Below are 23,485 nucleotides of genomic sequence, written 5' to 3' on the forward strand. Positions count from 1 at the left end.
CCGTCGCCCACGCGGAACGACGGCGGCAAGACGGCCGCGGCCCCGTAATCGCCTGACTCAATCCTTCAAGGTGGCGACGATGGACGCCTTTGCTTGAGACAGCACGGTCTTGATGGTCTCCACCGTCAAATCGTCGAGGCCGGTGCGGGCCGCGTGCGTGCGCAATTCCGCCCGCATGTCGTTCCGGAACGCCGTGAACTGCGCTTCGGCTTCTTTCAACTGCCGGAGTCGGTTACCGCTCGGCGTGCGGTCGGCATCGCCGCCCGTCGCCCATGCCGTAGTTGCGGAACTGCGAGCCGACTGCGCGGCAGCTGCCATATCGGCTCGCATGCTGCGCATCGTGGCGGAGATGTCCGTGCGGATATCGTCGGCCATCCGCTTGACGGATTCGGCGATGCCGTCTTCGACACTCTCGAGGTCGTCCCGGCGTGCATCGACTTCGGCCTGCCCGGCGTCCGTGATTCGATACACGGTGCGCCGTCCGGCCTGCTCGGTCTCGACCAAGCCCTCCTCTTGAAGCTTTGCCAGGCGAGGGTAAATGGTACCGGCGCTCGGCTTGTACGTGCCGCCGAACCGATCCGAGAGCTCGCCGATCAGCTCGTACCCGTGTTTGGGCCCATCGCTCAGCAGTGCCAACAAGTACAACCGCAGCGCACCGTGGGCAAATACCGGTGGCATTACTTTTCACCTTCCTGCCGAAGTACTGTGACATCCCCGCTGGCGGAGTTGGCGGCCACCGTCCAGCGCGGATCGCCCGTGGCCGCCCGAGACACCCCGGATCCGACACCGGCCCGGTACCGCTCTCCGTCGATCATGACTGTGCCGCCGGCGGAATTGGCCTTCAATTCGACGTCGGATTCCGGCGGGATGCGCATTGTCATGGCGCCCGAAACACTGTTCGACCGCAGCGTGCCGGCCGGGTTGAACAAGTCGAACATCAAGTCGCCGTCCACCGTGTTCGCCTTGAGATCGGTGATTTCGCCGGACGCCGTGATCTCACCCGATACGGCATTGGCATTCAGCGTGCCGCTCAGATGACGAATGGTCAGCTCGCCCGACACGGTGTTGGCTTTGAGGTCCCCGCGCAGGGCATCGGCGACAAGCGAGCCGGAGACCGTGGCGATCGAACATTTGCCGGCCGCTTCGGACACCAGCCCGTCAGCGCTCACCGTGCTGACCGAGACAGTGATTCCGCGGGGGACGGCAATGCTGATGACCGCCGACTCCTTTGACCGGAACGTCCGGAATTTTTCCCAGAAATTGTCCCATCGCACGTTCGGATGTTTGATGCTGAGCAGTCCGTCCACACTTTCGATGCGAACCGGCTCGCCGTGGATGTCCGATACCTCGATACGGGCAACCTTTTCGTCGTGAGCGATGACGTCCACTTGGCCGCCCATCAGCATCACCTTGAGCGCGTCGACATCTTCGATCTCCAATGTGCCCGGCTCCGAGACCTCCCAATGGTCGGTACTCACTGTTCCTCCAATTTGCGTTATATCGCGTGTCATGGATTCACGATATAACGTGTTTATCAAACGCGCAAGCAACTGCTGAAGCGAATCGTCGATACCCCGGTCGTCGGTGGTCGGCGTTACCGTAGAAGCAGACAACCACGGCGGGGTGAATGATGGAACCGAACACCATGACGGCGCCGGTCGCTGCCGACATCGACGGTGCGATCGGCTATCTGACGTTGAATGACGCCGAGCGACGGAATCCGTTGTCGGTGGATACCATGCTTCGGATGACCGGCGCATTGCACGAGCTCAGCAAATCCGGCGTCCACGTCATAGTGATTCGTGCAGCCGGCACCGTCTTTTCGGCAGGCCACAACCTTGCCGAAATGATTGACAGGACTCGGGCGGACGAACAATATGTGTTCGATGTCTGCACCGAGCTCATGGAAACGGTGCAGACTGTGCCGCAGCCCGTGATAGCCGAAGTGGCGGGCCATGCCATCGCAGCCGGCTGCCAGCTTGTCGCCAGCTGTGATTTGGCGATCGCGTCGACATCCGCCGTCTTCGGCACGCCCGGAGTCAAGATCGGTTTGTTCTGCTCGACGCCGGGCGTGGCGGTGGTGCGCGCCGTCGGCCGCAAGCGCGCCATGCAGATGCTCTTGACCGGGGAGACGATCGATGCGCGCACTGCGGCCGATTGGGGACTGATCAACGAAGCCGTCGATCCCGCCGATCTCGAAGACGCAGTACGGAGTCTTGCCGCAAAGATCACCGGCGCCAGCACCTCGACGTTGACGATCGGCAAACGCGCCTTTTACGAACAAGTCGACCTGCCGCAGTCGGAGGCCTATCGCCGGATGGGCAGCACGATGGCGATCAATGCTCAAACATGCGATGCCCAAGAAGGCATGCAAGCCTTTTTAGACAAACGGGAGCCACACTGGCAAGGAAAATGACGCGGCCTCCGCTGCCGGTGCGCGACGGATTGAACCCGAGCCGAATCACGATGCCGGACGGCGGGCACTGGCACACTGTCGCCGACTATCTGACTCATCGGTTCGGCGTGGCCGACGTGCGGCGCAAGATCGACGCCGGCGAGATCGTGGACGCCGGCGGAGGGCCGGTCACGCACTCCACGACGTATTCCTCCGGTGCCGTCGTTTATCTCTACCGGGATCCGCCGGACGAAGCCGAGGTTCCGTTTGCTATCGAGCTCATTCACCGTGACGAGACGCTCGTGGTCGCCGACAAGCCGCACTTTCTGGCCAGCACTCCGCGCGGCGCCCACGTCGTTCAGACCGCGCTTGTGCGGCTGCGGCGCACGCTCGGCAACCCCGATCTCAGTCCGGCGCACCGCTTGGACCGGCTCACGGCAGGCGTGCTGCTGTTCACTGCGCGTCCCGACGCCCGTGCTGCCTATCAACTGCTGTTCGAGCGTCGCGAGGTGAGCAAGACTTATGAGGCCATCGCACCGGTGAACACCGACCTGACCTTCCCGTTTGTCCATCGCAGCCGGCTCGTGAAGCAGGACGGCATTCTCGCGGCTTTCGAAGTCCCGGGTGCGCCGAATGCCGAAACCGAGATCGAACTTGTCGAGTCCGCGGGCGGACTCGGCCGATTCCTCCTGCGGCCGCGGACCGGTAAAACGCATCAGCTACGGGCTCATATGAACGCCCTGGGAATGCCGATCATCGGTGACGACTTCTATCCGGAAATGGCGCCACGGGCTATCGACGACTATTCGCAGCCGTTGCAACTGCTGGCCCGCACGCTCGAATTCGACGACCCGTTCACCGGCCGGGCGCGCCGGTTCGACAGTCGGCGGAGGCTCGTTGCATGGCCGGGGTAGGCGGGCGCCGTGGGCCGCATCCGTTCCGAGATCGATTGCGGATGACGTTTGCCGGGCAGGTCGAGGAAGTGCCCGAGTGGGAGCGCCGGCTCGCCGACGGACGCGACGAAGGGTATTTCGCACCCGATTCGGCCGTCTGGGCAGTGCACGGCGGAATGGCGTCGATAGTGGCGGGCGTGCGCTCGCTGCTCATGCAGGCATTGCATCCGGGGGCGATGGCCGGCGTGTACGACTGGTCCGACTATCGGTCGGATCCGTTGGCCCGGCTAGCCGGTACGATCCGGTGGATCTTCACCGTGACGTACGGCGATACGGCTGCGGCCAACGAGGCTACCGAATTCGTCAGGCGTATCCACGACCGGGTACATGGGCGGTACGTGGACGCGCACGGCGTCTCCCGGCCGTATTCCGCGAACGATCAAGAACTCCTGGAATGGGTGCATCTGGCGTTCACCGACTCGTTCCTTGCGGCACACCGGAGGTGGGGCGGCGAGATTCCCGGGGGAGAAAACGCATACGTGCGGCAGTGGGCGATTTCGGCCGAGCTGATGGGCGTGGCCGGGCCGCCCCGGTCAATGCGCGAGTTGAGGGCCGATATGGACGCCGTCTATGACGCCGGTGATTTGTGCGCGGACGATCGCGTCGCGGAGGTGGTGCATTTTTTGAAGCACCCGCCCTTGGCAAAGGCGCTTCGGCCTGGTTATCAGGCGGTTTTCGCCGGAGCCGCGGCGTCGATCGAACCGAAGTACCGACGCATGTTGGGCTTGAGCGTGCCGCTTGAACCGGTGGCGACGTGCGCGGCCGGTTCGGCATTGAAAGCGGTTGGACGCGCGTTGGGCCCGCAGGGCCCGAGTGAACTTGCCGCGCGCGAGCGGCTGACGCGTTTGGCGATAAAACGACAAAACGCGTCGTAATTGTTCGATAAAAAACGAAGAACCTATTGAATTGATTCGCACGAACCCTTAAACTGGAACTAGCAGCGAGGGGGTGTCCTCAATGACGAAGGACCAGCAGACGATGACGTTTCGGGCCGCCGCACGGTCTGCCCCCGCGAATCGCTCGCCCGAAGCAAACCGGCCGGGGAATGCCACGAGCGTCGGTGACCACGAGGTCGATGCCGCGATGGACGCCGTCAATAGCGGACTGCTTGCCATCGGCGGACTGGACGACACTCGGTTGTGCAAGGGTGAGATCGTCCAACTGTTTTCCGATGTCGTGACGGCGCGGCGGCGCTTTGACGCGGTCTATTTAGGGCTCGTTGCGCTCATTGACAGGCTGGGCGCGGCAGGGGAGTCCGGTCTCGGTGTTCAATCGACCGAAGGCTTGTTGAAATCGCTTGTCGGGCTTGCGCCGGGACGGGCCAAGGCGGATGTTGCGGCCGCCAGGGCCGTCCACGGCGACGAGGGGTCCGGGACGGCCGGCCTCACGTCGGTGCCCACCGGGTCGAAGGCGCCTTTGCACGGGCTCGGCAAGTTGCTGGTGGACGGCCGGATCTCAATGAACCATGTCGATACTGCCGTGCGGACGCTCGCCAAGCTGCCGACCGAGATCCTCGAAGCCTCGATGGCGCCGGGCGCGGAGTGCGATGAAGGCGGGCCACCCGCTGATCGCGACGAGTCCGAGAAGTTCGAACCCGTGACGGTACGGCAGAGCATTGCCGACTATTTCGCGTCAACTGCGCCAACGACTTCAACCGACGATATGCGCCACCTTGCCAAGCATCTCATCCAAGTGCTCGACCCGGACACCGACGATCACTTCGACCCGGATTCCTTCAATAGGCGCTCGATGACCATGAGCACCGACATCACCGGCATGGTGTTCGGCACGTATCAACTCGACCCCGTGGCGGGAGCACAGTTGCGGGCAATTCTCGATCCGCTGTCGGCACCGCGGCCGATGCAGTGTGACGAGAACGGCAACGTTGCAGTCAGAGACTGTCGCACGGCCGTGCAGCGACGCGCCGACGGCCTGCTGGAACTCGTCGGAGCGGCGTCCGGGCTGGGTACCGGGGTCGTTGGTGCGGGCACGTCGGTGGGCCGGCCTTCCGCTCAGTCGTCCGCCCGGACGCGCGACGCCGCGTCCGTGCAGGACGCGGTCGAGAAACTATTTGGCCTGGTCGGCGAGCCCGACGGCAGCGTTCACGCCGGAAAAGCCGCGAAACTGCGCTCGGGACACCGCCCGGCACGCGTGACAGTCGTGACGACTCCGGAAAAACTTTCGGGTGCCGACCCGACCCCGTCGCATTGCTTTCAAATCGGCCGGATCCGGCCGGGCGCCTTGAAGCGATTGCAATGCGACGCGACGGCCGAACGGCTGATCATGGACGCCAAGGGCGCGGTGCTCGACCTCGGGGTAGGGGTGCGCCTTGCCACGCCGAGGCAAAAGCGGGCAATCGCGGCTCGCGATATGGGCTGCGTTTTCCCGGGGTGCAATAGACCGCCGAGCTGGTGCGATGCCCATCATGTGCTGTGGTTCAGCCGAGGCGGGCCAACGAACGTGGATAACCTCTGCTTGCTGTGCCCCACGCACCACACGCTGGTCCACACCGGCCAATGGGAAGTCACGATGATTTGCGGGGTGCCCTATGTCAGGCCGGGGCCGGAAGTGCGGGCCGTCAAGGTTCGCGGGCTCGTCGCCAGGTCGTACGGAACTCGTTCGCGCGACGGCCACTGGGTCCGGAACTCCTATTTCGATCGACTCAAAGACGCCGAGTCCTTTGCCCGTGACATCGTCGCCTCCGCGTCCGATCCCGGTAATCCGCTGGGAAGAGCGGGTCTTCGACCGCGCTGACGTTGACCGATGAGTTAGATAGTTGCGCAGTTGTGCAACTATTAGGGTATGATGGAGTCTCGCCAATTATTTGGAGACTTCCTCGATGAACCAAGCGACGTCCGGACGCTCCCGGTCTGCGACCTTGCGCAAATGGCGCAAATATCTCGCCGACGAGCGTGCCGAGGCTGCCGTCTACCGTGATTTGGCCGGCCGGCGGCATGGGGAAGAGCGCGAGATTCTCTTGGCGTTGGCCGATGCGGAGGGGCGACACGAAGCCCACTGGCTTGAGTTGCTGGGTGATGACATCGGCAAACCTCGCCGAGGCGATATTCGCACGCGCGCGCTCGGCTTCTTGGCCCGCAGGTTCGGATCGATTTTCGTGCTGGCTCTGGCACAGCGTGCCGAGGGGCGTTCGCCGTATGCGCGGGATGACGACGCCACCGGCGCCATGGCTGCCGATGAGCAGATTCACGAAGAAGTGGTGCGCGGGCTGGCGGCACGGGGGAGAAACCGGCTGTCGGGTACATTCCGCGCCGCAGTATTCGGCGCGAACGACGGGCTCGTCAGCAACCTCGCCCTGATCATGGGCATCGGCGCCAGCGGCGTCTCGAGTTCCATTGTGCTGATGACCGGCGTGGCGGGCCTGCTTGCCGGTGCCTTGTCGATGGGCGCAGGTGAGTTCGTGTCGGTCCGCTCGCAACGTGAATTGCTTGCAGCATCGTCGCCGAACCCCGAGGCGAAGCACGCTATAGGGCACCTGGATGTCGATGCCAACGAACTCGCACTCGTCTACCGTGCCCGTGGGTTGGCGCCGGACGCCGCCGAGGCACGTGCCGCCGAGGCACTCGCGGAAGTGAGTAGGATCGACCACGTGTCCTCGGTCGAGGACGGAGGCGAGGATCACGAGGTCGTCGGTACGGCGATCGGGGCGGCCCTTTCGAGCTTTTGCTTCTTTGCCTCCGGAGCGATCATCCCGGTCATCCCATACCTGTTCGGACTCTCCGGGCCGGCAGCCGTCGTCGTGGCCGCCGGTCTTGTCGGTATCGCGTTGCTCATCACCGGCGCCATCGTCGGGCTGCTTTCCGGCGGGTCCCCGGGAGGGCGGGCATTGCGGCAGCTGATCATCGGATTCGGCGCCGCCGCGGCGACTTACCTGCTCGGGCTGCTGTTCGGAGCCAATGTGCACTAGCTTTCATCGATCGATGCTCCACGGCGGCCGACCCGGCGACGTCGGCCCGCAATTCGGCACACCGGTAGGTTGGAGACGTGACTCATCTCGTGATGGACGTCGACACCGGAATCGACGACTCGCTGGCCCTGCTCTATCTGCTCGGCGATTCGCGTGCGCAACTCGAGGCGATAGTCTGCACTGCCGGAAACGTGCCGGCTCGGCAAGTCGCCGACAACACGCTCGGCTGGCTTGCGCTGGCCGGGGCGGGAGCCATCGAGGTCGCGCTGGGGGCCGAGGTCCCGCTGTCGCAGCCGTTGCAGACCACCGAGGACACTCACGGACCACTGGGCGTCGGCTACGCCGAGCTCCCGCCGCACGGCAGGACCATCTCCGGCAGGCATGCCGCGTCGGTGTGGTCGGAGGCGGCGCGCTCGCACCCGGGGGAAGTCACCGGTCTGGTCACGGGCCCGCTGACGAACCTGGCGCTGGCAGTCCAGCTCGACCCGGAGCTGCCGCAGCTCCTCGGAAGACTCGTCGTCATGGGCGGTGCGCTCAATCACCCGGGCAACACGCGCCCGACTGTGGAATGGAACACCGCAGTCGATCCGGACGCTGCGAAAATCGTGTTCGACAGGTTCGCGGGCCTGCCGGCGGAACGCCGTCCAATCCTCTGCCCGCTCGACCTGACCGAGCGGATCGTCATGACGAGCGCACACGTCGAACGTCTTGCCGCGGCGTCCGGATGCGCGGCTCCCGAACGGATCCTGCCGAGCGACGACCGCGGACGACGGTCGAGCGCCGACGTCGAATTGATCAGACAGCTCTCGGATGCCATCCGCTTTTATATGGAATTCCACCGCGATATGGGGCAAGGGTTCATAGCGCACATGCATGACCCGTTTGCCGCCGCCGTGGCTCTTGACCCCGGCCGTGCGCAGTACCGACCCGCGACACTCGATGTCGAGCTGGCGGGCCGGCTCACGCGCGGCCAGATCGTCGCCGATTGGCCGGGCCCGAGCGGTGCGGGGATCTGGGGCCGGCCGCCGAACGCGGACGTTGCGGCCGATACCGATCCGGAGGCGTTCTTTGACGCGTTGATCGAGAGGATCGCGGCAGTGGCACTGGACGGCCCGGCCCGGTAGCGCTCAGGAATCGAGTCGAGAGACCGCCGCGTGTTTCGGCCCGGCGTCCGGCGCGACAATGTCGGTCGACCCGGGAGCGCCGTCCGGCTGAGTCCAGTTGTGCGGCTTGGGCTTGCCCAAGAACAACACTGCGATGAAGCCGATCAGCAGGACTCCGGCCGGCAGGTAGAGCGACTGGCCCATTGCCGTGGCGAACGGGTCGTGCAGGAACTGCGGCAGAGTGCCCAGACCGGAGGTGTCCGCCTGCGCCGCGCCGGGCGCAGCAGGGAAGTTCGCGGTGATGCGCGCTTCCATGATTGCTGCAATTCCGGCGCTGCCCAGGACGGCGCCGATTTGGCGGGTCGTGTTGTAGACACCCGAGCCCGCGCCGGCGCTCTTCATCGGCAGGTTGCGGGTGGCGGTCGTCGAAAGCGGCGCCCACACGCCGGAGCTGGCCAAGCCGAGCAAGGCGATCGGCAGGAGTAATTTCCAAATCGCGATGTCCGGGGACAAGATGCTGCCGAGCCAGATCAGCGAGATCGGAAAGAGGAGCAGCCCGATCGTCACGACGTACTTCGGATTGATCGTGTCGACGAGTTTGCCGACCACTGGTGCCATGCCGCCGCTGATGACGGCCATCGGCACCATGAGCAGGGCGGACTCGGTTGGTGACAAGCCGCGCACGTTCTGAGCGAACAGCATCAACGGCAGCGCCATGCTGATCACTGCGAAGCCGACGGTCGTGATGCCGATATTGGCCAAGGAGAAGTTGCGGTCCTTGAAGAGCCCGAGGGGCAGCAGCGGTTCGGACTTGTTGCGTGCTTGCCAGACCACGAATGCGGCCAGAATCACCAAACCGGTGATGATGAGGCTCCACACCGAGATGACGCCGGTGATGGTGCCCCAGTCATAGCTCTCGCCTTCCTGGATGCCGAAGACCAGGCAGAACATGCCGGCCGCGCTGAGGACCACGCCGGGGATGTCGAACTTGTGCGAATGAGTGGGAAGCTCCGGCACGAGACGCAATGCCAGGATGAAGCCGACCACTCCGACCGGAACGTTGACGTAAAAGATCCATTCCCATCCGACGGCGTCGACCAGGACGCCGCCAAGCAGCGGGCCGACGAGCGTTGCGACACCGGCCACGGATCCCCACATTCCCATGGCGGCGCCGCGCTTGTCCGGTGCGAAGGTGCGGGTGATGACCGCCATGGTCTGCGGGGTCATGAGGGCTGCGCCGAGTCCCTGGAACACGCGGGCCAAAATCAACATGTTGATATCGCCCGACATGCCGCACCAGATCGACGACAGCGTGAAAATCGCCAGGCCGGTCAGATAGATGTTCTTGGGGCCGAAACGATCGCCCAGCCGACCGGTGATGAGCAGCGGGACGGCGTAGGCCAACAGATACGAGCTGGTTACCCAAATCACCGAGTCGATGTCGGCGTTCAGTCCTTTCATGATCGCCGGAGTTGCGACCGACACGATCGTCGAATCGACGAGGATCATGAAGAATCCCAGGCAGAGCGCCCAGAGAGCGGGCCAGGGACGGGTGGTGGTGTTCATCGGTGGGTCCTTGTCGGAGAGTCGCTGTGGATGTCGGACGTCGGCGGCTGGAGCGACTCGTTGTTGTCGGGCCAATCGAGCTCATGTGACTGCAACCTTTCAACAAGCGAAGTCAGCCAGTTCATTTCCGCCGCGGACATTTTTTCGAGGTAATCGATATCGAGCCAAAATCGCTCGGGCAGGTTTTTGCCGACGACCGCGGCACGGGCCAATGCGAACTCGTCCAAACGTTCACGAAACGCATCGATCCTCGAGCGCAGCTGATCCAGAACAATTTCGCGCGGGAGATTATGCGCTTCGGCAATGGCCTGCGGGAACCGCGGATACTCGTTCACCGGTGTCCCGAGCAGGCCGACCACGTCGGCCTGCAGGCGGCTGCGGCCGGTTGCGGTAATGGCGTATGTCGTGCGCTCCGGACGATTGCCGGCCCTGTCGGTGCCGGAAATCTCGATCAGCTCGCTTGCCGCCAGTCGGTTGACGGTGTGGTACAAGGTGCCGGGCTTGATATTCACTATCTGATCTTCGTGCCGCTCGACGAAGGTCTGATGCATTTCGTACGGATGGAGCGGGCCTTCCGTGAGAAGCGCTAAAACCGAAATGCCCAGTGCCGATAACGGCTTGGCGGCATCGATCATTTGCTTATTCCTTGTCGAGTACTCCGTGTGAATTAGTCCAGTTGGAATATATGCCAGTGACGGCATCGCCGTCAAACCGTCGGCCGCAAGCGACGGACACGGTGACAGACTGGACACCGAGGCCGGCGCTAACCACACTCGGGCGCCGCCCTGACCGACAAGCGAGGAGCAACGCACGTGTCACAAATCGATGCCGTCACCGAATCCGATCTGCGAGCCCAAGGATCGATGAAATGGACGAGATATCCGGACGTCACGGGTGCCTGGGTTGCCGAAATGGATTTCGGCGTCGCTGGGCCCATCACCGACGCACTGCACAAGGCAGTCGATGCCGGGGGATTCGGATACCTGCCGCCGGCCATGGAGGTCGAGCTCTCGGCCGCGGCCGCCGACTGGTACACGAGCCGGTACGGCTGGAACGTGGCGCCTGAGCGGATCCGTCCGCTACCCGACGTGCTGACCGGACTTGATGCGGCAATCGATCATTTCAGCGTGCCCGGCTCGAAAGTGATCCTGCCGACGCCTGCGTACATGCCCTTCATGACGGTGCCGGGTGCGCACCACCGGGACATCATCCAAGTGCCGATGTCGCGCACGGACGACGGGTGGAATCTTGATCTCGACGCTATCGACAAGGCGTTCGACGACGGCGGAGACTTGCTGATTTTCTGTAATCCGCACAATCCGATCGGCAAGGTTTACTCCAAAGAAGAGATGCTGGCCGTCGCCGAAGTCGTCGACCGGCACGGCGGCCGGGTGTTCTCCGACGAGATACATGCGCCGCTCATCTACCCGGGGTCCGGCTCTCGGCACATCCCGTACGCGTCAGTGTCGGAGGTGGCAGCCGGCCACACCGTCACGGCGGCCTCGGCGTCAAAGGCGTTCAATCTTCCGGGGCTCAAATGCGCGCAGCTCATCCTGTCGAACGACGCCGACGCCACAACGTGGGCACGAATCGGGCACCCGTACGAGCACGGCGCGTCGAATCTCGGCGTGGTGGCGAACGTCGCCGCCTACACGCAGGGCAGCGAGTGGCTCGCCGGAACCCTGGACTATCTCGACGGCAACCGGAAAGCCATGGTCGATCTCGTGGCCGAGCAGCTGCCGGGCGTGGGCTTCCTGCCGCCGTCCGGTACTTATTTGGCGTGGCTGGATTGCCGCGACCTTGATCTCGGCGATCACCCGTTTGAATTCTTCATGGAGAACGCGGGGGTGGCCTGCACGGACGGCGCATTGTGCGGGGAGGCGGGCAAGTGCCATATTCGATTCAATTTCGCCACGCCGCGGCCCGTGTTGACTGCCGCGCTCGAACGGATGGGGCGGGCTTTGGCAGCGCGCTGACCGGTTAGCGCGCGCGGGCCGAGGCGGCCAGCGACGATGCGTAATTCACCCGTCCGGCGAAGTCGCGCACGATTGCCGAACTCGCCACGGGCGTCTGGAAGGTGTGCATAAAGCCGGGACCCGTCACGATCACCTGGACGGCCCCCGAAGTGCGCTCCTCCTTGGCCAGCAAGAAGAGTAGGCCGAGCAGGAAGAAAAAGAAGCCGATGATTGCCAGGACGATAGCCCAGGCCGGAGTCACTCTGTCGGTGCGGGACATGTCGCTGAACGTGAATTGCGCCCGGTGCAGCGGTACGGTACCCACCGGAGTGATCACGGCCTCCCGAGTCACGGTGATGTCGCCGATTGTGACGAGTGGCGGCGCGGGGGTCGACGGTTCGGCCGGCGCCGGAACAATCGGATTGATCGGCGCCGGCCCGTTGTTCGGCAGGGGATCGATCGTCGACCGGTTCACGGGCGGGTGATCCGGCTGTACGGGGATGCGCGGGGTTTCGTCAGGGAGATTGGACATGCCACTGACGTTAACAGCGCGCTGCGACGCCGGCTGCTCGCGTTACCAGATCGCAACGCGAGCAACGGGCTCCAGATACATGCCGTCGTCCGGCGACACATCGAAAGCCGCGTAAAACGCGTCGAGGTTTTTCACAATCTGATTGCAGCGAAATTCTTCCGGTGAATGCGGGTCGGTGGCCAGGCGGCGCTTGCGCTCCTCGACCCGTGCCTTTGACCGCCATGCGGCGGCCCACGCCATGAAGAATCGCTGATCGGCGCTCAGCCCGTCCATCGTCGGCGGCTCCGCGCCGTTCAACGCGATGCGGTACGCCTGGTGTGCAATGCCGAGCCCGCCCAGGTCGCCGATGTTCTCGCCGATGGTGAGTGCGCCGTTGACGTGGTCGGTCGGCTCCAAACCCTTCGGCACCAGCGCGTCGTACTGATCGATGAGCGATTTGGTCAGCGCCTCGAACGCTTCCTTGTCCTCGGCCGTCCACCAGTCGACCATATTGCCGTCGCCGTCGAATTTGGCGCCCTGATCGTCGAAACCGTGGCCGATCTCGTGGCCGATGATCGCGCCCATTCCGCCGTAGTTGACCGCGTCGTCCGCATCGGCCGAGAAGAACGGCGGCTGCAAAATGGCGGCCGGGAACACTATCTCGTTCATCAGCGGGTTGAAATAGGCGTTGACGGTTTGCGGCGTCATGAACCATTCGCTGCGATCGATCGGCTTGCCGACCTTGCCGAGCTCGCGCTCGTGCTCGTACACGCTGGCCCGGCGCACGTTGCCGACCAGATCGTCCGGCAGGATCTCCAACTTCGAATAGTCACGCCACTTGTCCGGGTACCCGACCTTCGGCGTGAACTTCTCCAGCTTGGTCAGCGCGCGGGCCTTGGTCTCCTCACCCATCCACGTCAGGCCTTTGATGCTCTGCCGGTAAGCGGCGATGAGATTACCGACGAGCTCATCGATGCGCGCTTTCGACTCGGGCGGAAAGTGACGCTCGACGTAGACCTTGCCGACGGCTTCGCCGATCAAGCCCTCCACCAGCGAGACGCCGCGCTTCCACCGATCCCTGATCGTTTCGGTGCCCGAGAGCGTGTGCCCGTAGAAGTCGAAGTTCTCGTCGACGAATTCAGCGCTCATCGTGGGGGCGGCAGTGTGCACAATCGTGAACAGCAGCCATGCCTTCCACTCGTTGAGCGGGCGGTTTCGCCAGACCTCGGCTGCCGCCGAGAAGAAACTCGGCTGCATCGCGACGACTGTGTCAAAACTTCCGGCCGGCACCTCCATGGAGTCGATCCAGGCGTTCCAATCGAAGCCGGGCGCCGATGCGGCGAGCTCGGCCCTCGTCATCTTGTTGTAGGCCTTTTCCATATCGCGGCAGGCAACGACGTCCCAATGCGAGGCGGCCAGCTCGGTCTCGAGCGACATGACGGCATCGGCAAACGCGCCGTCATCGTCGAACCCGGCCAACGGAGCGAGCCCGGCGAGCTTCGACATGGCGGCAACATGCGCGACATACGCCGTACGGATATCGGCGTACTTGTCTTCGCGGTAGTACGACTCGTCGGGAAGGTGCAGCCCGCCTTGCATCATGTAGACGATGTATTCGTCGGACTTCTTGGCATCCGGCTCGACTCCCGCCGGAAACAGACCGCCCGATCCCTCACGGTCGAGCCGGCCGAGCAGCGTCGTCAGCTCAGCCTTGTCGCCGGCGGAGGCGACGGCGTGCAGATCGGCGTACAGCGGGCCGATTCCGAGCTCGTCGAGCTTTGCGGAATCCATGAACGACGAATACAGGTCGCCGACTTTTTGCGCTTCGCTTCCGGGCTCGGGGTCGGACGCCGCCGCCTCTTCAATGAGGGCATGGACGTTGTGCTCCGACAGGTCGCGCAACATCCGCATGGCGCCGTCCATGGCACGGTCAGCCGGAATCGGAGCGTCCGCCAGCCACCGGCCGTTCACATGGGTGAACAAATCGTCTTGCACGCGCACGGTCTCGTCGACGTACCGGGTCTCGATACCCGACTCCGTGGGAATGTCAGTTGTCATGTGCTCTACGGTAACGCGCCGGTCCGACTGTCTTATGAGCGCATACGAGCGGCCCAGGAATTGTCCATGGCGAGCTCTTCGGCGTCGAGTTCGCGCTGGATTTTGAGCATGACCTCTTCGTCGAGTCTTCCGGCGTCCCGCTCGGCGACCAGCACGCTGCGCCGCACCGCCAGCATTTCCCGGCGCAGCAGCCCCATCAGCCGGGACCGGTTCTTCAACTCGACTGCGTGCGGATCGTCGTCACGGTCCGTCTCATCGGCGACGAGCTCCATCAACCGGTTTTGCGGGTTGAGAGTCCTTGTAACGCGCTCGATCGCGGCGTCCGTGAGTTTTTCGCCGTACTGCGCGGCCCACTCGGGCTTGTCTTGCTCGAGTTTCGCCATCGCGGCCTCGCTCGTGAGCCGGTACAAGCGGGTTTCGGCCTGCTGATCCTCGGTCCGCTGTTGCGGATTGCGCACCCGCAACCTGGTGATCAGGGCCGGCAATGTCAGTCCTTGCAACAACAGAGTTCCCACCGTCACCGTGAAGGCGATCAAGAACACCAGGTCGCGTGCCGGGAACGGCTCGCCGGCGTCGGTGACGGCCGGCACGGAGGCCGCTGCCGCAAGCGTGACCACGCCGCGCATGCCTGTCCACGACATCACCATGAGATCACGTCCGGTCATGTCGAGCTCGGGGTCCGGCTTGTCCGCCAGCGGACCCCAGCGCGGAGGCTTCCGCCGTTTGAACCGGCGCGGCAGGAAGCGACCGCGGATCCGCAGCAGCGTCAGATGCCAGGCATGGGAGGAGAAAACATACAGCGGCCGGACGACGAGCACCACGGCGAACACGATGAACGCCACTGCGATACTTGCGAGCAAGCCGCGCGGACCGGAAGCGACATCGCTGATGACCGTCTTGAGCTGGATTCCGATCAACCCGAAGACGAATCCCTCGAGCAAAATGTCCAGGGACGACCAGACCGGCTGCTCCTGCAGGCGCGACGCGTACCCGGTCTTCGGCGCGTTGTAGCCGAGCAGCAGACCGGCCGCCACGACGGCCAACACGCCGGAGCCGCCGATCTCTTCGGCAAGCACGTAGCCGACGAACGGCAGCAGCAGCCCGACGACGACGTTGACCGTCGGATCGTCCAAATGCATGCGGAGCCAGTGCGCCGCGATGCCCAGCGCCACGCCGACGACGACCCCGACCACCACCGCATCGGCGAAGACGAAAAGCCCTTGGCCAAGTGTCATCGATGCGCCGGTCGCCGCCGCCAAGAACACCTTGAACAAGGTCAGCGACGTCGCATCGTTGATCAGGCTCTCCCCGGCAAGCACCGTCATGAGCTTGCGCGGCAAGCCGAGTTTCCGGCCGATGGCCATTGCCGACACGGCGTCCGGCGGTGCGACGACGGCGCCGATGAGGAAGGCGGCCGGCAAGGTCAAGTCGGGTACCAGGGCGTACGCGACGAATCCGGCGGCCAAGGCCGTGGCGAGCACGAGCGTGACGCCGAGCCGGCGGATGGGCCGCAGGCTTTGATGGAAATCCTGATACGAGACTCCGAGCGCCGAGGAGAACAACAACGGCGGCAACACCAGAGTCAAGATCGTGTTCGAGTCGATGGTGAATTGCGGGATGCCGGGAATATACGACGCGGCTAGGGCGGCGGCCGTGACCAAGAGCGGAGCGGGCCAGCCCCGCCACCGGGCGAAGGCGGTGAGCGCCAACGAGCCCGCCAACAATGCCAGGAGGTGCTCGATATGCATAGGCGCTCCCGGCGGGGTCGGTCGTGAGGTTCCATTTTATGCCCGCCGCTCCCGGGCCGCCGGGACGGGCGCGACGGGTAGGATTCGTCGGTATGAGCTATCGCCCCGACGCATATCGCATCCTGACCGTGTGCACCGGCAACATTTGTCGATCGCCGATGGCCGAAGTGCTGCTGCGCGATCGCTTCGCCGACCTGGGCATCGACGTCGTCATCGATTCGGCCGGCGTCAGTGCGGAGGAGAGCGGCAACCCGATGGACGAGCGGGCCCAGCGGGCCTTGCGCCGCCGCGGCTACGCGCCGGGCGCGCATACCGCCCGGCGGGTCAGTGCCGAGTGGTTGCCGGAGCGGGATCTCGTGCTGGTGATGACCGCCGCGCATGAACGGGCTGTGGCTCGGCTGGCCGAGGCGTACCGGCCGGACGTCGCGGCACGCGTCCATCGGTATCGTGAGTTCGACGACGCGGCGACCGGCGATCTGGATATTGCGGATCCGTGGTACGGGGACGACGGCGATTACGAAACAGTGATGGATCAGCTCGAAACCGGTCTCCCCGGAATCATCGACTACGTGCAGGCCTCGCGCCGACGCTGAGACGTTGTCGGCGCTGCCGGTTAGGGTGTGAGCATGGACGCCCGAGACCTGAAGGCCGCATGTTTGTCGATGCCCGGAAGCTTTGAAGACTTCCCGTTCGGCCCGGAGTCGTCCGTCTTCAAAATTCGCGGCAGATCCGGCCGGGAAAAGATGTTTGCGCTGTCGGCCCTGAGCGCGCCTCGGCTCACCATCAGCCTCAAATGCGATCCGGTCGTCGCAGACCAGCTGCGCGGCGCCTATCCCGAGATCACCGGTGCCTACCATATGAACAAGAAGCATTGGAACGGCGTGGACTGCACGGGGCAGCTGACCGACCGGATGATCGTGGAGATGATCGAAGACTCGTACGATCTCGTCGTGTCATCGCTACCTCGGGCCGACCGCGAAGCACTTGGCTGGCAACGGATCGTCGACGGCGGGGCAGCGGAATGACTGCGCCCCCTGCGCCGGCTCAAGTCGAGCGTGCGGCATCGAACCTGTCGAGAGCGACCCGGGCGACCACGTCGGCGGGTGAGTCGACAATCGAGTCGCCCCGCACGTCGGCAGCGAGCAGCGGGGGAGTGACGACGTCGGCGCCGGTGCGCTCCAGCAGCGAGGCAAAGTAGCCGGGCGCCAGCAAATACGAGGCAACGGCGATGCGGCCGGGGGCGTTGCGCAGGTCGGCGACCGCGTCGCGCACGCCCGGCGTGCCGCCTGCCGCGTACGCAACCGTCGTCCGTCCGGAGCGGCCTTCGCCGAATCGCGTGCGCAACGCATCGTCGACAAGCCGCGCCGCGGCATGCACGTCGGCGAGCGCCCGCGGATCCGAGCTGCCGGCGGCGGCCAGCACGACGTCGTCCGCGGCCCCCGCGTGCGCGCTCACCAAGGCGCCGGTCACAAGGTCGGCAAGTCGTGGATCCGGGCCGAGCGCGGACGCCACTACGGTGTCCGGCCTGGAATCGGCTGCGCCGGCGATATCGACGTGCACGTGATACCCGGCCGACAACAACAACGGCACGATCACGGCCGGCCGACCCGGGCCGATGCTCGCCACGACTTCTGCGACCCCCGGGACTTGCACATCGACGAATGCTTCGCGCACATCGAGCCCCGGTCTTTGGCGGCGTACCGCGTCCAACAGCCGCCGCACCGACGCACGGCCCGCCGGATCGTCGGTGCCGTGTGAGCAGCCGATGAATACCGGCGAATTCGTTGGGGCGGTCATTCGGCGATAGTACGGGTTCCGGCCGGTCCGGGCAGTGCGCGGGCGACAGAAAACCGGGAATGTGACGGGAAATGACGTGACGAAAGCCGGAATCCGGGCCCGTCGGCAACCATGAAGCCATGACTTCCGGCACCTGGAGCCTGTGGACTCGACTGCACGTCGACCTCATGCGCGTCGCCAGCAATCTGATGTGCCGTCCGTCGCTGCGCTCACTTCGCTTGCGCTAACCGCCCCGCGGTAGTCGCCGCGCACGCTGCCACTCCGGCCCTGTCGCACCGATCTCTTTTATTTCGCGATCCGGCCGGCTCACGCCGTCCGCCGCCAATTTTCTCTCGGGCGAGCCCCGCCCGGCCAATGGCTCGCCCGCTTGTCCCGATCCCGGCGCATTCTCTTGCGCCAGAAAGGTCGTCATGCCTACTTCCACCGCAGCACCGCCCGCCTCATCGACAGCCCGCACGCGCAAGCCGAACGGTCAGTGGGTGATCGACGGCAGGGAGCCGCTCAACGCCACCGAAATCTTCAAAGCGGACGACGACGGGCTGAACGTGCGCGAACGCATTGAAACCGTTTATGCGAAAAACGGCTTCGACAGTATCGCCGGCGACGATTTGCATGGCCGTTTCCGCTGGTGGGGCCTTTACACGCAACGTCGCCCCGGCATCGATGGCGGCAAGACCGCGACGCTTGAGCCGCACGAACTCGAAGACCGGTACTTCATGATGCGCATTCGCATCGACGGCGGCGTGCTGAACGCCCGACAGCTACGCGCCATCGGCGGCATCTCGACCGATTTTGCCCGCGACACGGCCGATCTCACCGACCGACAGAACATTCAACTGCACTGGGTGCGCATCGAAGACGTGCCGGAGATCTGGCGCCGGCTGGAATCCGTCGGGCTTCGGACCACCGAGGCGTGCGGAGACGTGCCCCGCGTCATCCTGGGAAGCCCCGTCGCTGGGATCGCAGCCGACGAGATCATCGATCCGACTCCTGCCTTGAAGGAGATCTCGGACAATTACATCGGCGATCCGCGGTTTTCCAATCTGCCCCGCAAATACAAGACGGCCCTGACCGGACATCCCAGTCAGGACGTTGTCCATGAAATCAACGACGTGGCCTTTGTCGGCGTGCGTCATCCCGCCCTCGGCCCCGGCTACGATCTGTGGGTCGGCGGGGGCTTGTCCACGTCGGCGCACTTGGCACAACGTCTTGGCACCTTCGTCCCTGAAGACCGGGTTGCGGAGGTCTGGATCGGCGTGACGTCGATCTTCCGGGACTACGGGTACCGCAGGCTGCGCAACAAGGCGCGGTTGAAATACCTTGTCGCCGACTGGGGGCCGGAGAAATTCCGCGACGTGCTCGAGGGCGAATATCTGGGCGCGCCGCTGCCCGACGGCCCCGCCGCGGAGAAGCCGGACACGCCCGGTGACCATATCGGCGTCCACCGGCAAAAGGACGGCAAGTTCTACATCGGTCTCGCCCCTACCGTCGGCCGTTCGTCGGGGACCACTCTCACGGCGTTGGCGGACCTGCTGGACAAGTACGGCTCCGGCCGGCTGCGCACGACTCCGCACCAGAAGATTCTGCTCCTCGACATCGACGAAAGCGACGTCGACGACGTGATCGCCGGTGCCGCCGAGCTCGGCCTGCAAGCACGGCCCAGCCCGTTTCGGCGAACGACAATGGCGTGCACCGGGCTGGAATTCTGCAAACTCGCCATCGTCGACACCAAGGACACGGCCGCCGACGTCATCGCCGAACTCGAGCAGCGGCTGGACGGCGTCCCGCTGCCCGCGCCGATCGCCCTGCACATCAACGGATGCCCGAACTCGTGCGCCCGCATCCAAACGGCCGACATCGGGTTGAAGGGACAGTTGCTGCCGGACGGCGACGGCGGCCACCAACCCGGATTTCAGGTGCACGTGGGAGGCGGACTCGCCTCAGCCAACCGGGACGAAGCCGGCTTGGGCCGCACGGTGCGCGGCCTGAAAATCCCCGCCGCCGAGCTCGCCGACTACGTCGAGCGCCTCGTGCGCACGTTCCTGGCCGAACGTGAGGGCAGCGAAACGTTCGCCCAGTGGGCGCACCGCGCCGACGAGGAATCGTTGCGATGACCGCCGATACCGCGCTGCTCCGCGACATCGCCGGCGACGGCGCCGGTGCCGGCGACATGAGCGCCGTCGACGCCATTCGCTGGGTTGCCGAGCGCTTCGACACGCGTGACGTGGCAGTCGCCTGCTCGATGGCCAACGGCGTGCTGCCGCACATCGTGTCGGCGCAGCTGCCCGGCGTCGACGTCCTGTTCCTCGACACCGGCTACCATTTCGCTGAAACCCGGTGGACCCGTGACGACGTGGCAAGGCGCCTCGACGTGCGCGTCGTCGACCTGCAACCGGAGCACAGCGTTGCCGAGCAGGACGCGGAATATGGCCCGCGGCTCTACGAGCGCAACCCATCGCTCTGCTGCGCGCTGCGGAAGGTCGCCCCGCTGAACCGCGCGCTCGCGGGATACCGCCTCTGGTTGACCGGGGTTCGCCGCGAGGAGTCCCCGACGAGGGCAAACGCGCCATTGATCTCGTTCGATGACGCGCACGGACTGATCAAGGTCAATCCGCTTGCCGCATGGACCCTCGACGATCTCACCGGCTACGCGGCCCGCCACGATGTGCCGGTCAACCCGCTGGTGGCCGAAGGTTACCTCTCGATTGGCTGCGCGCCCTGCACACTGCCGGTCGCCGCCGGCGCCGACCCCCGGTCCGGCCGTTGGGCAGGGCGGACCAAGACCGAATGCGGAATTCACCAATGACTCGAAGGACATCGACAATGCCACACACTTACCCGCTTGCCTTGCACCTGGCCGGCAAGTCGGTCGTCGCAGTAGGCGGCGGCGCGGCGAGCGTTCGGCGCATCCGGTCGCTTTCCGGCGCCGGCGCGGCCGTCACGGTGATCGCGCCGTCCATCGACGACTCGCTCCGACGGCCGGCCCGAGACGGCGAGATCGCATGGTTGCCTCGGCCTTACCGGCACGGCGATCTGGACGGCGCGTGGCTGGTGCACACGGCAACGGGCAATCCGGACGTCGATGCGGCAGTTGCGGCCGAGGCCGACGCAGCTCGTACCTGGTGCATCAATGCATCGGACGCCGTGACGTCGGCGGCGTGGACGCCGGCGGTCGCGCAGGCCGGCGACGTGAGCGTGGCGGTCAACGCCGGAGGCGATCCGCGCCGAGCTGCAACCCTGCGCGACGGCATCCAAGCGGCCCTCGATTCGGGAGACTTGCCAATGCGCCGATTCCGGCGGCGAGGCCCCGGAACCGTGGCGCTGGTCGGCGGAGGCCCGGGGGATCCGGGGCTGATCACGGCGCGCGGACGCCGGCTACTTGCCGAGGCCGATGTCGTCGTTGCCGACCGGCTCGGGCCCCGGACGCTACTGGACGGCCTGGCCGCCGAGGTGATCGACGTGGGCAAACGGCCCGGCCGCCATCCGGTCCCGCAAGCCGAGATCAACGACATTCTCGTCAGCCGCGCCGAAGCGGGCCGGCGCGTCGTCCGGCTCAAGGGCGGCGACCCGTACGTGCTGGGACGGGGTGGCGAAGAGCAGGCCCATTGCCGCAGCCACGGAATCGACGTCGAAGTCGTGCCGGGCGTCACCAGCGCCGTGTCGGTGCCGGCTGCCGCCGGGATCCCCGTCACCCACCGCGGTGTGGCGCGCGGGTTCACCGTCGTCACCGGCCACGACGAACTGGTCACTGCGCCGACCGGCGGCGACCACACGCTCGTGCTGCTGATGGGGGTGGCGACGCTGAGCCGGTCGGCTCGGAGCCTCCTCGACGCCGGGCGGCCGCCGGCGACTCCGGTCGCAGTCGTCGAGGACGGATTCGGACCCGACCAACGCGTCACAATCGGCACGCTGACCGATATCGCCGGCAAGGCGGATCGAATCGGCGTCCGGCCGCCGGCCGTCATAGTCGTCGGCGACGTCGTCCGGCTCAGCCCGTTCGCCGACCAACTCGAAACCCACCACGAGACGGAGGCCCTGCTATGACCCGCACGGAACCGAACCGCGTATTGCGCATCGGCATCATCGGAGCCGGCCCGGCAGGCATTTACGCAGCCGATCAACTCACGAAAGCCGAAGTGCTCACGCACACCGACACCGCAGTGTCCATCGACATCCTCGACCGCCTGCCGACGCCGTTCGGGCTGATCCGGTACGGCGTGGCGCCCGACCATCCGCGCATCAAGGGGATCGTGAGCGCATTGCACCGGGTGATGGGGAAGGACGAGATCCGGTTCCTGGGCAATATCGACTACGGCACCGACATCACGCTTGATCGGCTTCGGGAATTCTATGACGCGATAATCTTCGCGACCGGATGCATCGACGATGCCGGGCTCGACATTCCCGGCATCGACTTGGCCGGATCGCACGGCGCCGCCGAGTTCGTGAATTGGTACGACGGGCACCCGGACTACCCGCGCGAGTGGCCGCTGGATGCGCGCGAAGTGGCCGTGATCGGCAACGGCAACGTGGCGCTGGACGTGGCCCGCATGCTTGCCAAACACGCCGACGATCTGCTCTCGACGGAGATTCCCGACCACGTGTATGCCGGGTTGAAATCATCGGCGGTCACCGACGTGCACGTGTTCGGCCGGCGCGGGCCGGCGCAGGTGAAATTCACGCCGCTGGAATTGCGCGAGCTCGGCAAGGTCCCGGACGTCGATATCGTGCTGTATCCCGAGGACATCGAGTTCGACGACGAATCGATGCGGCAGATCCATTCGAACAATCAAACGAAGCAGGTCACCAAGACGCTGACCGACTGGACGTTGCGCGATCCGGGAACGGCCGAACGTCGACTGCACCTGCACTTTCTGCAATCGCCCGTCCGGGTGCTCGGCGACTCGCACGTCCGGGGATTGCGCACCGAACGGATGGAACTCGACGGCACCGCCCACGTGCGAGGGACCGGAACGTTCACGGACTGGCCGGTGGGCGCCGTCTACCGGGCAGTCGGATATTTCGGCACGCCGGTCAAGGACGTGCCGTTCGACGATGCGGCCGGAGTGATCGCGAACGAGGCCGGCCGGGTCGTGAGCGATGACGGCCCGGTCGCCGGCCTCTACGCGACAGGGTGGATCAAACGCGGACCGGTCGGTCTGATCGGGCACACCAAGGGCGATGCCCTCGAGACCGTCACGAACTTGCTTGCGGACGCCGGTGGTCTCACCGCGCCGGCCCGGCCGCACCCCGGCGACGTCGACGAGTATCTGGCCGGCGCCGGCATCCCCTTTACGACGTGGCGGGGCTGGCTGACTCTCGACGAGCACGAGCGTGCGCTCGGACAGGCCTTCGATATGCCGCGGGAACGGATCAAGGTCGTCGGACGCGAAGAAATGGTTGCCGTCTCCCGCAGCCGATCATGGGGCCGAGCGGGCGACGCCGGCGAGAGGCGGCCGGGTCGGGGATAGCTG

22 protein-coding genes are annotated in these 23,485 nt (G+C 65.3%); 14 read left to right on the forward strand and 8 right to left on the reverse strand.

What is annotated here, in order from left to right; translation table 11 throughout:
* Positions 1-57: 57 nt before the first annotated feature.
* Together BJY26_RS08330 and BJY26_RS08335 are read right to left on the reverse strand one after the other, a co-directional pair.
* Positions 58-678 carry a PadR family transcriptional regulator gene (locus tag BJY26_RS08330; protein ID WP_179427300.1) on the reverse strand — a complete coding sequence of 207 codons (621 nt, stop codon included), beginning with the start codon at positions 676-678 and terminating at the stop codon, positions 58-60.
* The gene (locus BJY26_RS08335) at positions 678-1,478 is read right to left on the reverse strand and encodes a DUF4097 family beta strand repeat-containing protein (RefSeq protein ID WP_179427301.1); all 801 of its coding nucleotides are present in this window, start codon (positions 1,476-1,478) and stop codon (positions 678-680) included. Before BJY26_RS08335 ends, BJY26_RS08330 begins: the two co-directional genes overlap by 1 nt.
* A gap of 149 nt (positions 1,479-1,627) precedes the next feature.
* On the opposite strand from BJY26_RS08335, the gene BJY26_RS08340 reads away from it, so the two are divergent.
* The 6 genes from BJY26_RS08340 to BJY26_RS08365 all read left to right on the forward strand — a co-directional run bounded on the left by BJY26_RS08340 (position 1,628) and on the right by BJY26_RS08365 (position 8,397).
* A complete protein-coding gene (locus BJY26_RS08340; RefSeq protein WP_179427303.1) occupies positions 1,628-2,416 on the forward strand; it encodes an enoyl-CoA hydratase-related protein in 789 nt (262 codons plus the stop codon).
* Positions 2,413-3,309: a pseudouridine synthase gene (locus BJY26_RS08345; protein ID WP_179427305.1), complete on the forward strand. Its 897-nt coding sequence runs from the start codon at positions 2,413-2,415 to the stop codon at positions 3,307-3,309. The genes BJY26_RS08340 and BJY26_RS08345 overlap by 4 nt, the downstream gene beginning before the upstream one ends.
* Before the next feature lie 41 nt (positions 3,310-3,350).
* Positions 3,351-4,223, forward strand: a complete 873-nt coding sequence (locus BJY26_RS08350; RefSeq protein WP_237249115.1) for an oxygenase MpaB family protein — start codon at positions 3,351-3,353, stop codon at positions 4,221-4,223.
* Between the two features lie 82 nt (positions 4,224-4,305).
* A complete protein-coding gene (locus tag BJY26_RS08355; RefSeq protein ID WP_179427309.1) occupies positions 4,306-6,102 on the forward strand; it encodes an HNH endonuclease signature motif containing protein in 1,797 nt (598 codons plus the stop codon).
* Between the two features lie 85 nt (positions 6,103-6,187).
* Positions 6,188-7,273 carry a VIT1/CCC1 transporter family protein gene (locus tag BJY26_RS08360; RefSeq protein WP_179427311.1) on the forward strand — a complete coding sequence of 362 codons (1,086 nt, stop codon included), beginning with the start codon at positions 6,188-6,190 and terminating at the stop codon, positions 7,271-7,273.
* A 77-nt stretch (positions 7,274-7,350) separates the two neighbouring features.
* Entirely contained in the window at positions 7,351-8,397 is a 1,047-nt protein-coding gene (locus tag BJY26_RS08365) for a nucleoside hydrolase (protein ID WP_237249114.1), read from the forward strand.
* Between the two features lie 3 nt (positions 8,398-8,400).
* Here BJY26_RS08365 and BJY26_RS08370 read toward each other — a convergent pair whose 3' ends face one another.
* Both BJY26_RS08370 and BJY26_RS08375 read right to left on the reverse strand, forming a co-directional pair.
* Positions 8,401-9,942, reverse strand: a complete 1,542-nt coding sequence (locus BJY26_RS08370) for a DHA2 family efflux MFS transporter permease subunit (RefSeq protein WP_179427313.1) — start codon at positions 9,940-9,942, stop codon at positions 8,401-8,403.
* On the reverse strand, positions 9,939-10,577 hold the full coding sequence (locus BJY26_RS08375; protein ID WP_179427315.1) for a PadR family transcriptional regulator: 639 nt from the start codon (positions 10,575-10,577) through the stop codon (positions 9,939-9,941). Before BJY26_RS08375 ends, BJY26_RS08370 begins: the two co-directional genes overlap by 4 nt.
* Positions 10,578-10,754: 177 nt before the next feature.
* Between BJY26_RS08375 and BJY26_RS08380 the strand changes: the two genes are divergently transcribed.
* On the forward strand, positions 10,755-11,918 hold the full coding sequence (locus tag BJY26_RS08380) for a MalY/PatB family protein (RefSeq protein ID WP_237249113.1): 1,164 nt from the start codon (positions 10,755-10,757) through the stop codon (positions 11,916-11,918).
* A gap of 4 nt (positions 11,919-11,922) precedes the next feature.
* Here BJY26_RS08380 and BJY26_RS08385 read toward each other — a convergent pair whose 3' ends face one another.
* Genes BJY26_RS08385 through BJY26_RS08395 form a run of 3 tightly spaced genes read right to left on the reverse strand, consistent with a single transcriptional unit; the run spans position 11,923 to position 16,214 of the window.
* The gene (locus tag BJY26_RS08385) at positions 11,923-12,429 is read right to left on the reverse strand and encodes a hypothetical protein (RefSeq protein WP_218852329.1); all 507 of its coding nucleotides are present in this window, start codon (positions 12,427-12,429) and stop codon (positions 11,923-11,925) included.
* Between the two features lie 42 nt (positions 12,430-12,471).
* Entirely contained in the window at positions 12,472-14,466 is a 1,995-nt protein-coding gene (locus BJY26_RS08390) for a M13 family metallopeptidase (RefSeq protein WP_179427317.1), read from the reverse strand.
* 32 nt (positions 14,467-14,498) lie between these two features.
* Entirely contained in the window at positions 14,499-16,214 is a 1,716-nt protein-coding gene (locus tag BJY26_RS08395) for a Na+/H+ antiporter (RefSeq protein WP_179427319.1), read from the reverse strand.
* A 92-nt stretch (positions 16,215-16,306) separates the two neighbouring features.
* Between BJY26_RS08395 and BJY26_RS08400 the strand changes: the two genes are divergently transcribed.
* Complete coding sequence (locus BJY26_RS08400; RefSeq protein WP_179427321.1) at positions 16,307-16,807, forward strand: low molecular weight protein-tyrosine-phosphatase; 501 nt, start codon at positions 16,307-16,309, stop codon at positions 16,805-16,807.
* 33 nt (positions 16,808-16,840) lie between these two features.
* Positions 16,841-17,239, forward strand: coding sequence for an MmcQ/YjbR family DNA-binding protein (locus BJY26_RS08405; RefSeq protein ID WP_179427323.1), 399 nt, complete (start codon positions 16,841-16,843; stop codon positions 17,237-17,239).
* A gap of 19 nt (positions 17,240-17,258) precedes the next feature.
* On the opposite strand, the gene BJY26_RS08410 is transcribed toward BJY26_RS08405, so the two are convergent.
* Complete coding sequence (locus BJY26_RS08410; RefSeq protein ID WP_179427325.1) at positions 17,259-18,011, reverse strand: sirohydrochlorin chelatase; 753 nt, start codon at positions 18,009-18,011, stop codon at positions 17,259-17,261.
* Positions 18,012-18,130: 119 nt separating this feature from the next.
* On the opposite strand from BJY26_RS08410, the gene BJY26_RS19540 reads away from it, so the two are divergent.
* From BJY26_RS19540 to BJY26_RS08430, 5 genes are all read left to right on the forward strand, one after another.
* A complete protein-coding gene (locus BJY26_RS19540; protein ID WP_342354654.1) occupies positions 18,131-18,238 on the forward strand; it encodes a putative leader peptide in 108 nt (35 codons plus the stop codon).
* A gap of 183 nt (positions 18,239-18,421) precedes the next feature.
* Positions 18,422-20,125 carry a nitrite/sulfite reductase gene (locus BJY26_RS08415; RefSeq protein WP_179427326.1) on the forward strand — a complete coding sequence of 568 codons (1,704 nt, stop codon included), beginning with the start codon at positions 18,422-18,424 and terminating at the stop codon, positions 20,123-20,125.
* On the forward strand, positions 20,122-20,817 hold the full coding sequence (locus BJY26_RS08420) for a phosphoadenylyl-sulfate reductase (protein WP_179427328.1): 696 nt from the start codon (positions 20,122-20,124) through the stop codon (positions 20,815-20,817). The genes BJY26_RS08415 and BJY26_RS08420 overlap by 4 nt, the downstream gene beginning before the upstream one ends.
* 17 nt (positions 20,818-20,834) lie before the next feature.
* A complete protein-coding gene (gene cobA, locus BJY26_RS08425; RefSeq protein WP_179427330.1) occupies positions 20,835-22,055 on the forward strand; it encodes a uroporphyrinogen-III C-methyltransferase in 1,221 nt (406 codons plus the stop codon).
* A complete protein-coding gene (locus BJY26_RS08430; protein ID WP_179427332.1) occupies positions 22,052-23,482 on the forward strand; it encodes an FAD-dependent oxidoreductase in 1,431 nt (476 codons plus the stop codon). Before cobA ends, BJY26_RS08430 begins: the two co-directional genes overlap by 4 nt.
* The last annotated feature ends 3 nt before the right edge of the window (positions 23,483-23,485 follow it).

This window comes from Spelaeicoccus albus, assembly GCF_013409065.1.
Taxonomy (GTDB): Bacteria; Actinomycetota; Actinomycetes; order Actinomycetales; family Brevibacteriaceae; genus Spelaeicoccus; species Spelaeicoccus albus.

Bases quoted from the DNA above. Each gene is read 5' to 3' on its own strand.
- BJY26_RS08420 (WP_179427328.1), top strand. From the start codon at position 20,122: ATGACCGCCGATACCGCGCTGCTCCGCGACATCGCCGGCGACGGCGCC.
- BJY26_RS08355 (WP_179427309.1), top strand. From the start codon at position 4,306: ATGACGAAGGACCAGCAGACGATGACGTTTCGGGCCGCCGCACGGTCT.
- BJY26_RS08395 (WP_179427319.1), bottom strand. From the start codon at position 16,214: ATGCATATCGAGCACCTCCTGGCATTGTTGGCGGGCTCGTTGGCGCTC.
- BJY26_RS08340 (WP_179427303.1), top strand. From the start codon at position 1,628: ATGATGGAACCGAACACCATGACGGCGCCGGTCGCTGCCGACATCGAC.
- BJY26_RS08405 (WP_179427323.1), top strand. From the start codon at position 16,841: ATGGACGCCCGAGACCTGAAGGCCGCATGTTTGTCGATGCCCGGAAGC.
- BJY26_RS08375 (WP_179427315.1), bottom strand. From the start codon at position 10,577: ATGATCGATGCCGCCAAGCCGTTATCGGCACTGGGCATTTCGGTTTTA.
- BJY26_RS19540 (WP_342354654.1), top strand. From the start codon at position 18,131: ATGACTTCCGGCACCTGGAGCCTGTGGACTCGACTGCACGTCGACCTC.
- BJY26_RS08410 (WP_179427325.1), bottom strand. From the start codon at position 18,011: ATGACCGCCCCAACGAATTCGCCGGTATTCATCGGCTGCTCACACGGC.
- BJY26_RS08385 (WP_218852329.1), bottom strand. From the start codon at position 12,429: ATGTCCAATCTCCCTGACGAAACCCCGCGCATCCCCGTACAGCCGGAT.
- BJY26_RS08330 (WP_179427300.1), bottom strand. From the start codon at position 678: ATGCCACCGGTATTTGCCCACGGTGCGCTGCGGTTGTACTTGTTGGCA.
- BJY26_RS08360 (WP_179427311.1), top strand. From the start codon at position 6,188: ATGAACCAAGCGACGTCCGGACGCTCCCGGTCTGCGACCTTGCGCAAA.
- BJY26_RS08415 (WP_179427326.1), top strand. From the start codon at position 18,422: ATGCCTACTTCCACCGCAGCACCGCCCGCCTCATCGACAGCCCGCACG.
- BJY26_RS08430 (WP_179427332.1), top strand. From the start codon at position 22,052: ATGACCCGCACGGAACCGAACCGCGTATTGCGCATCGGCATCATCGGA.
- BJY26_RS08350 (WP_237249115.1), top strand. From the start codon at position 3,351: ATGACGTTTGCCGGGCAGGTCGAGGAAGTGCCCGAGTGGGAGCGCCGG.
- BJY26_RS08345 (WP_179427305.1), top strand. From the start codon at position 2,413: ATGACGCGGCCTCCGCTGCCGGTGCGCGACGGATTGAACCCGAGCCGA.
- cobA (WP_179427330.1), top strand. From the start codon at position 20,835: ATGCCACACACTTACCCGCTTGCCTTGCACCTGGCCGGCAAGTCGGTC.
- BJY26_RS08400 (WP_179427321.1), top strand. From the start codon at position 16,307: ATGAGCTATCGCCCCGACGCATATCGCATCCTGACCGTGTGCACCGGC.
- BJY26_RS08390 (WP_179427317.1), bottom strand. From the start codon at position 14,466: ATGACAACTGACATTCCCACGGAGTCGGGTATCGAGACCCGGTACGTC.
- BJY26_RS08370 (WP_179427313.1), bottom strand. From the start codon at position 9,942: ATGAACACCACCACCCGTCCCTGGCCCGCTCTCTGGGCGCTCTGCCTG.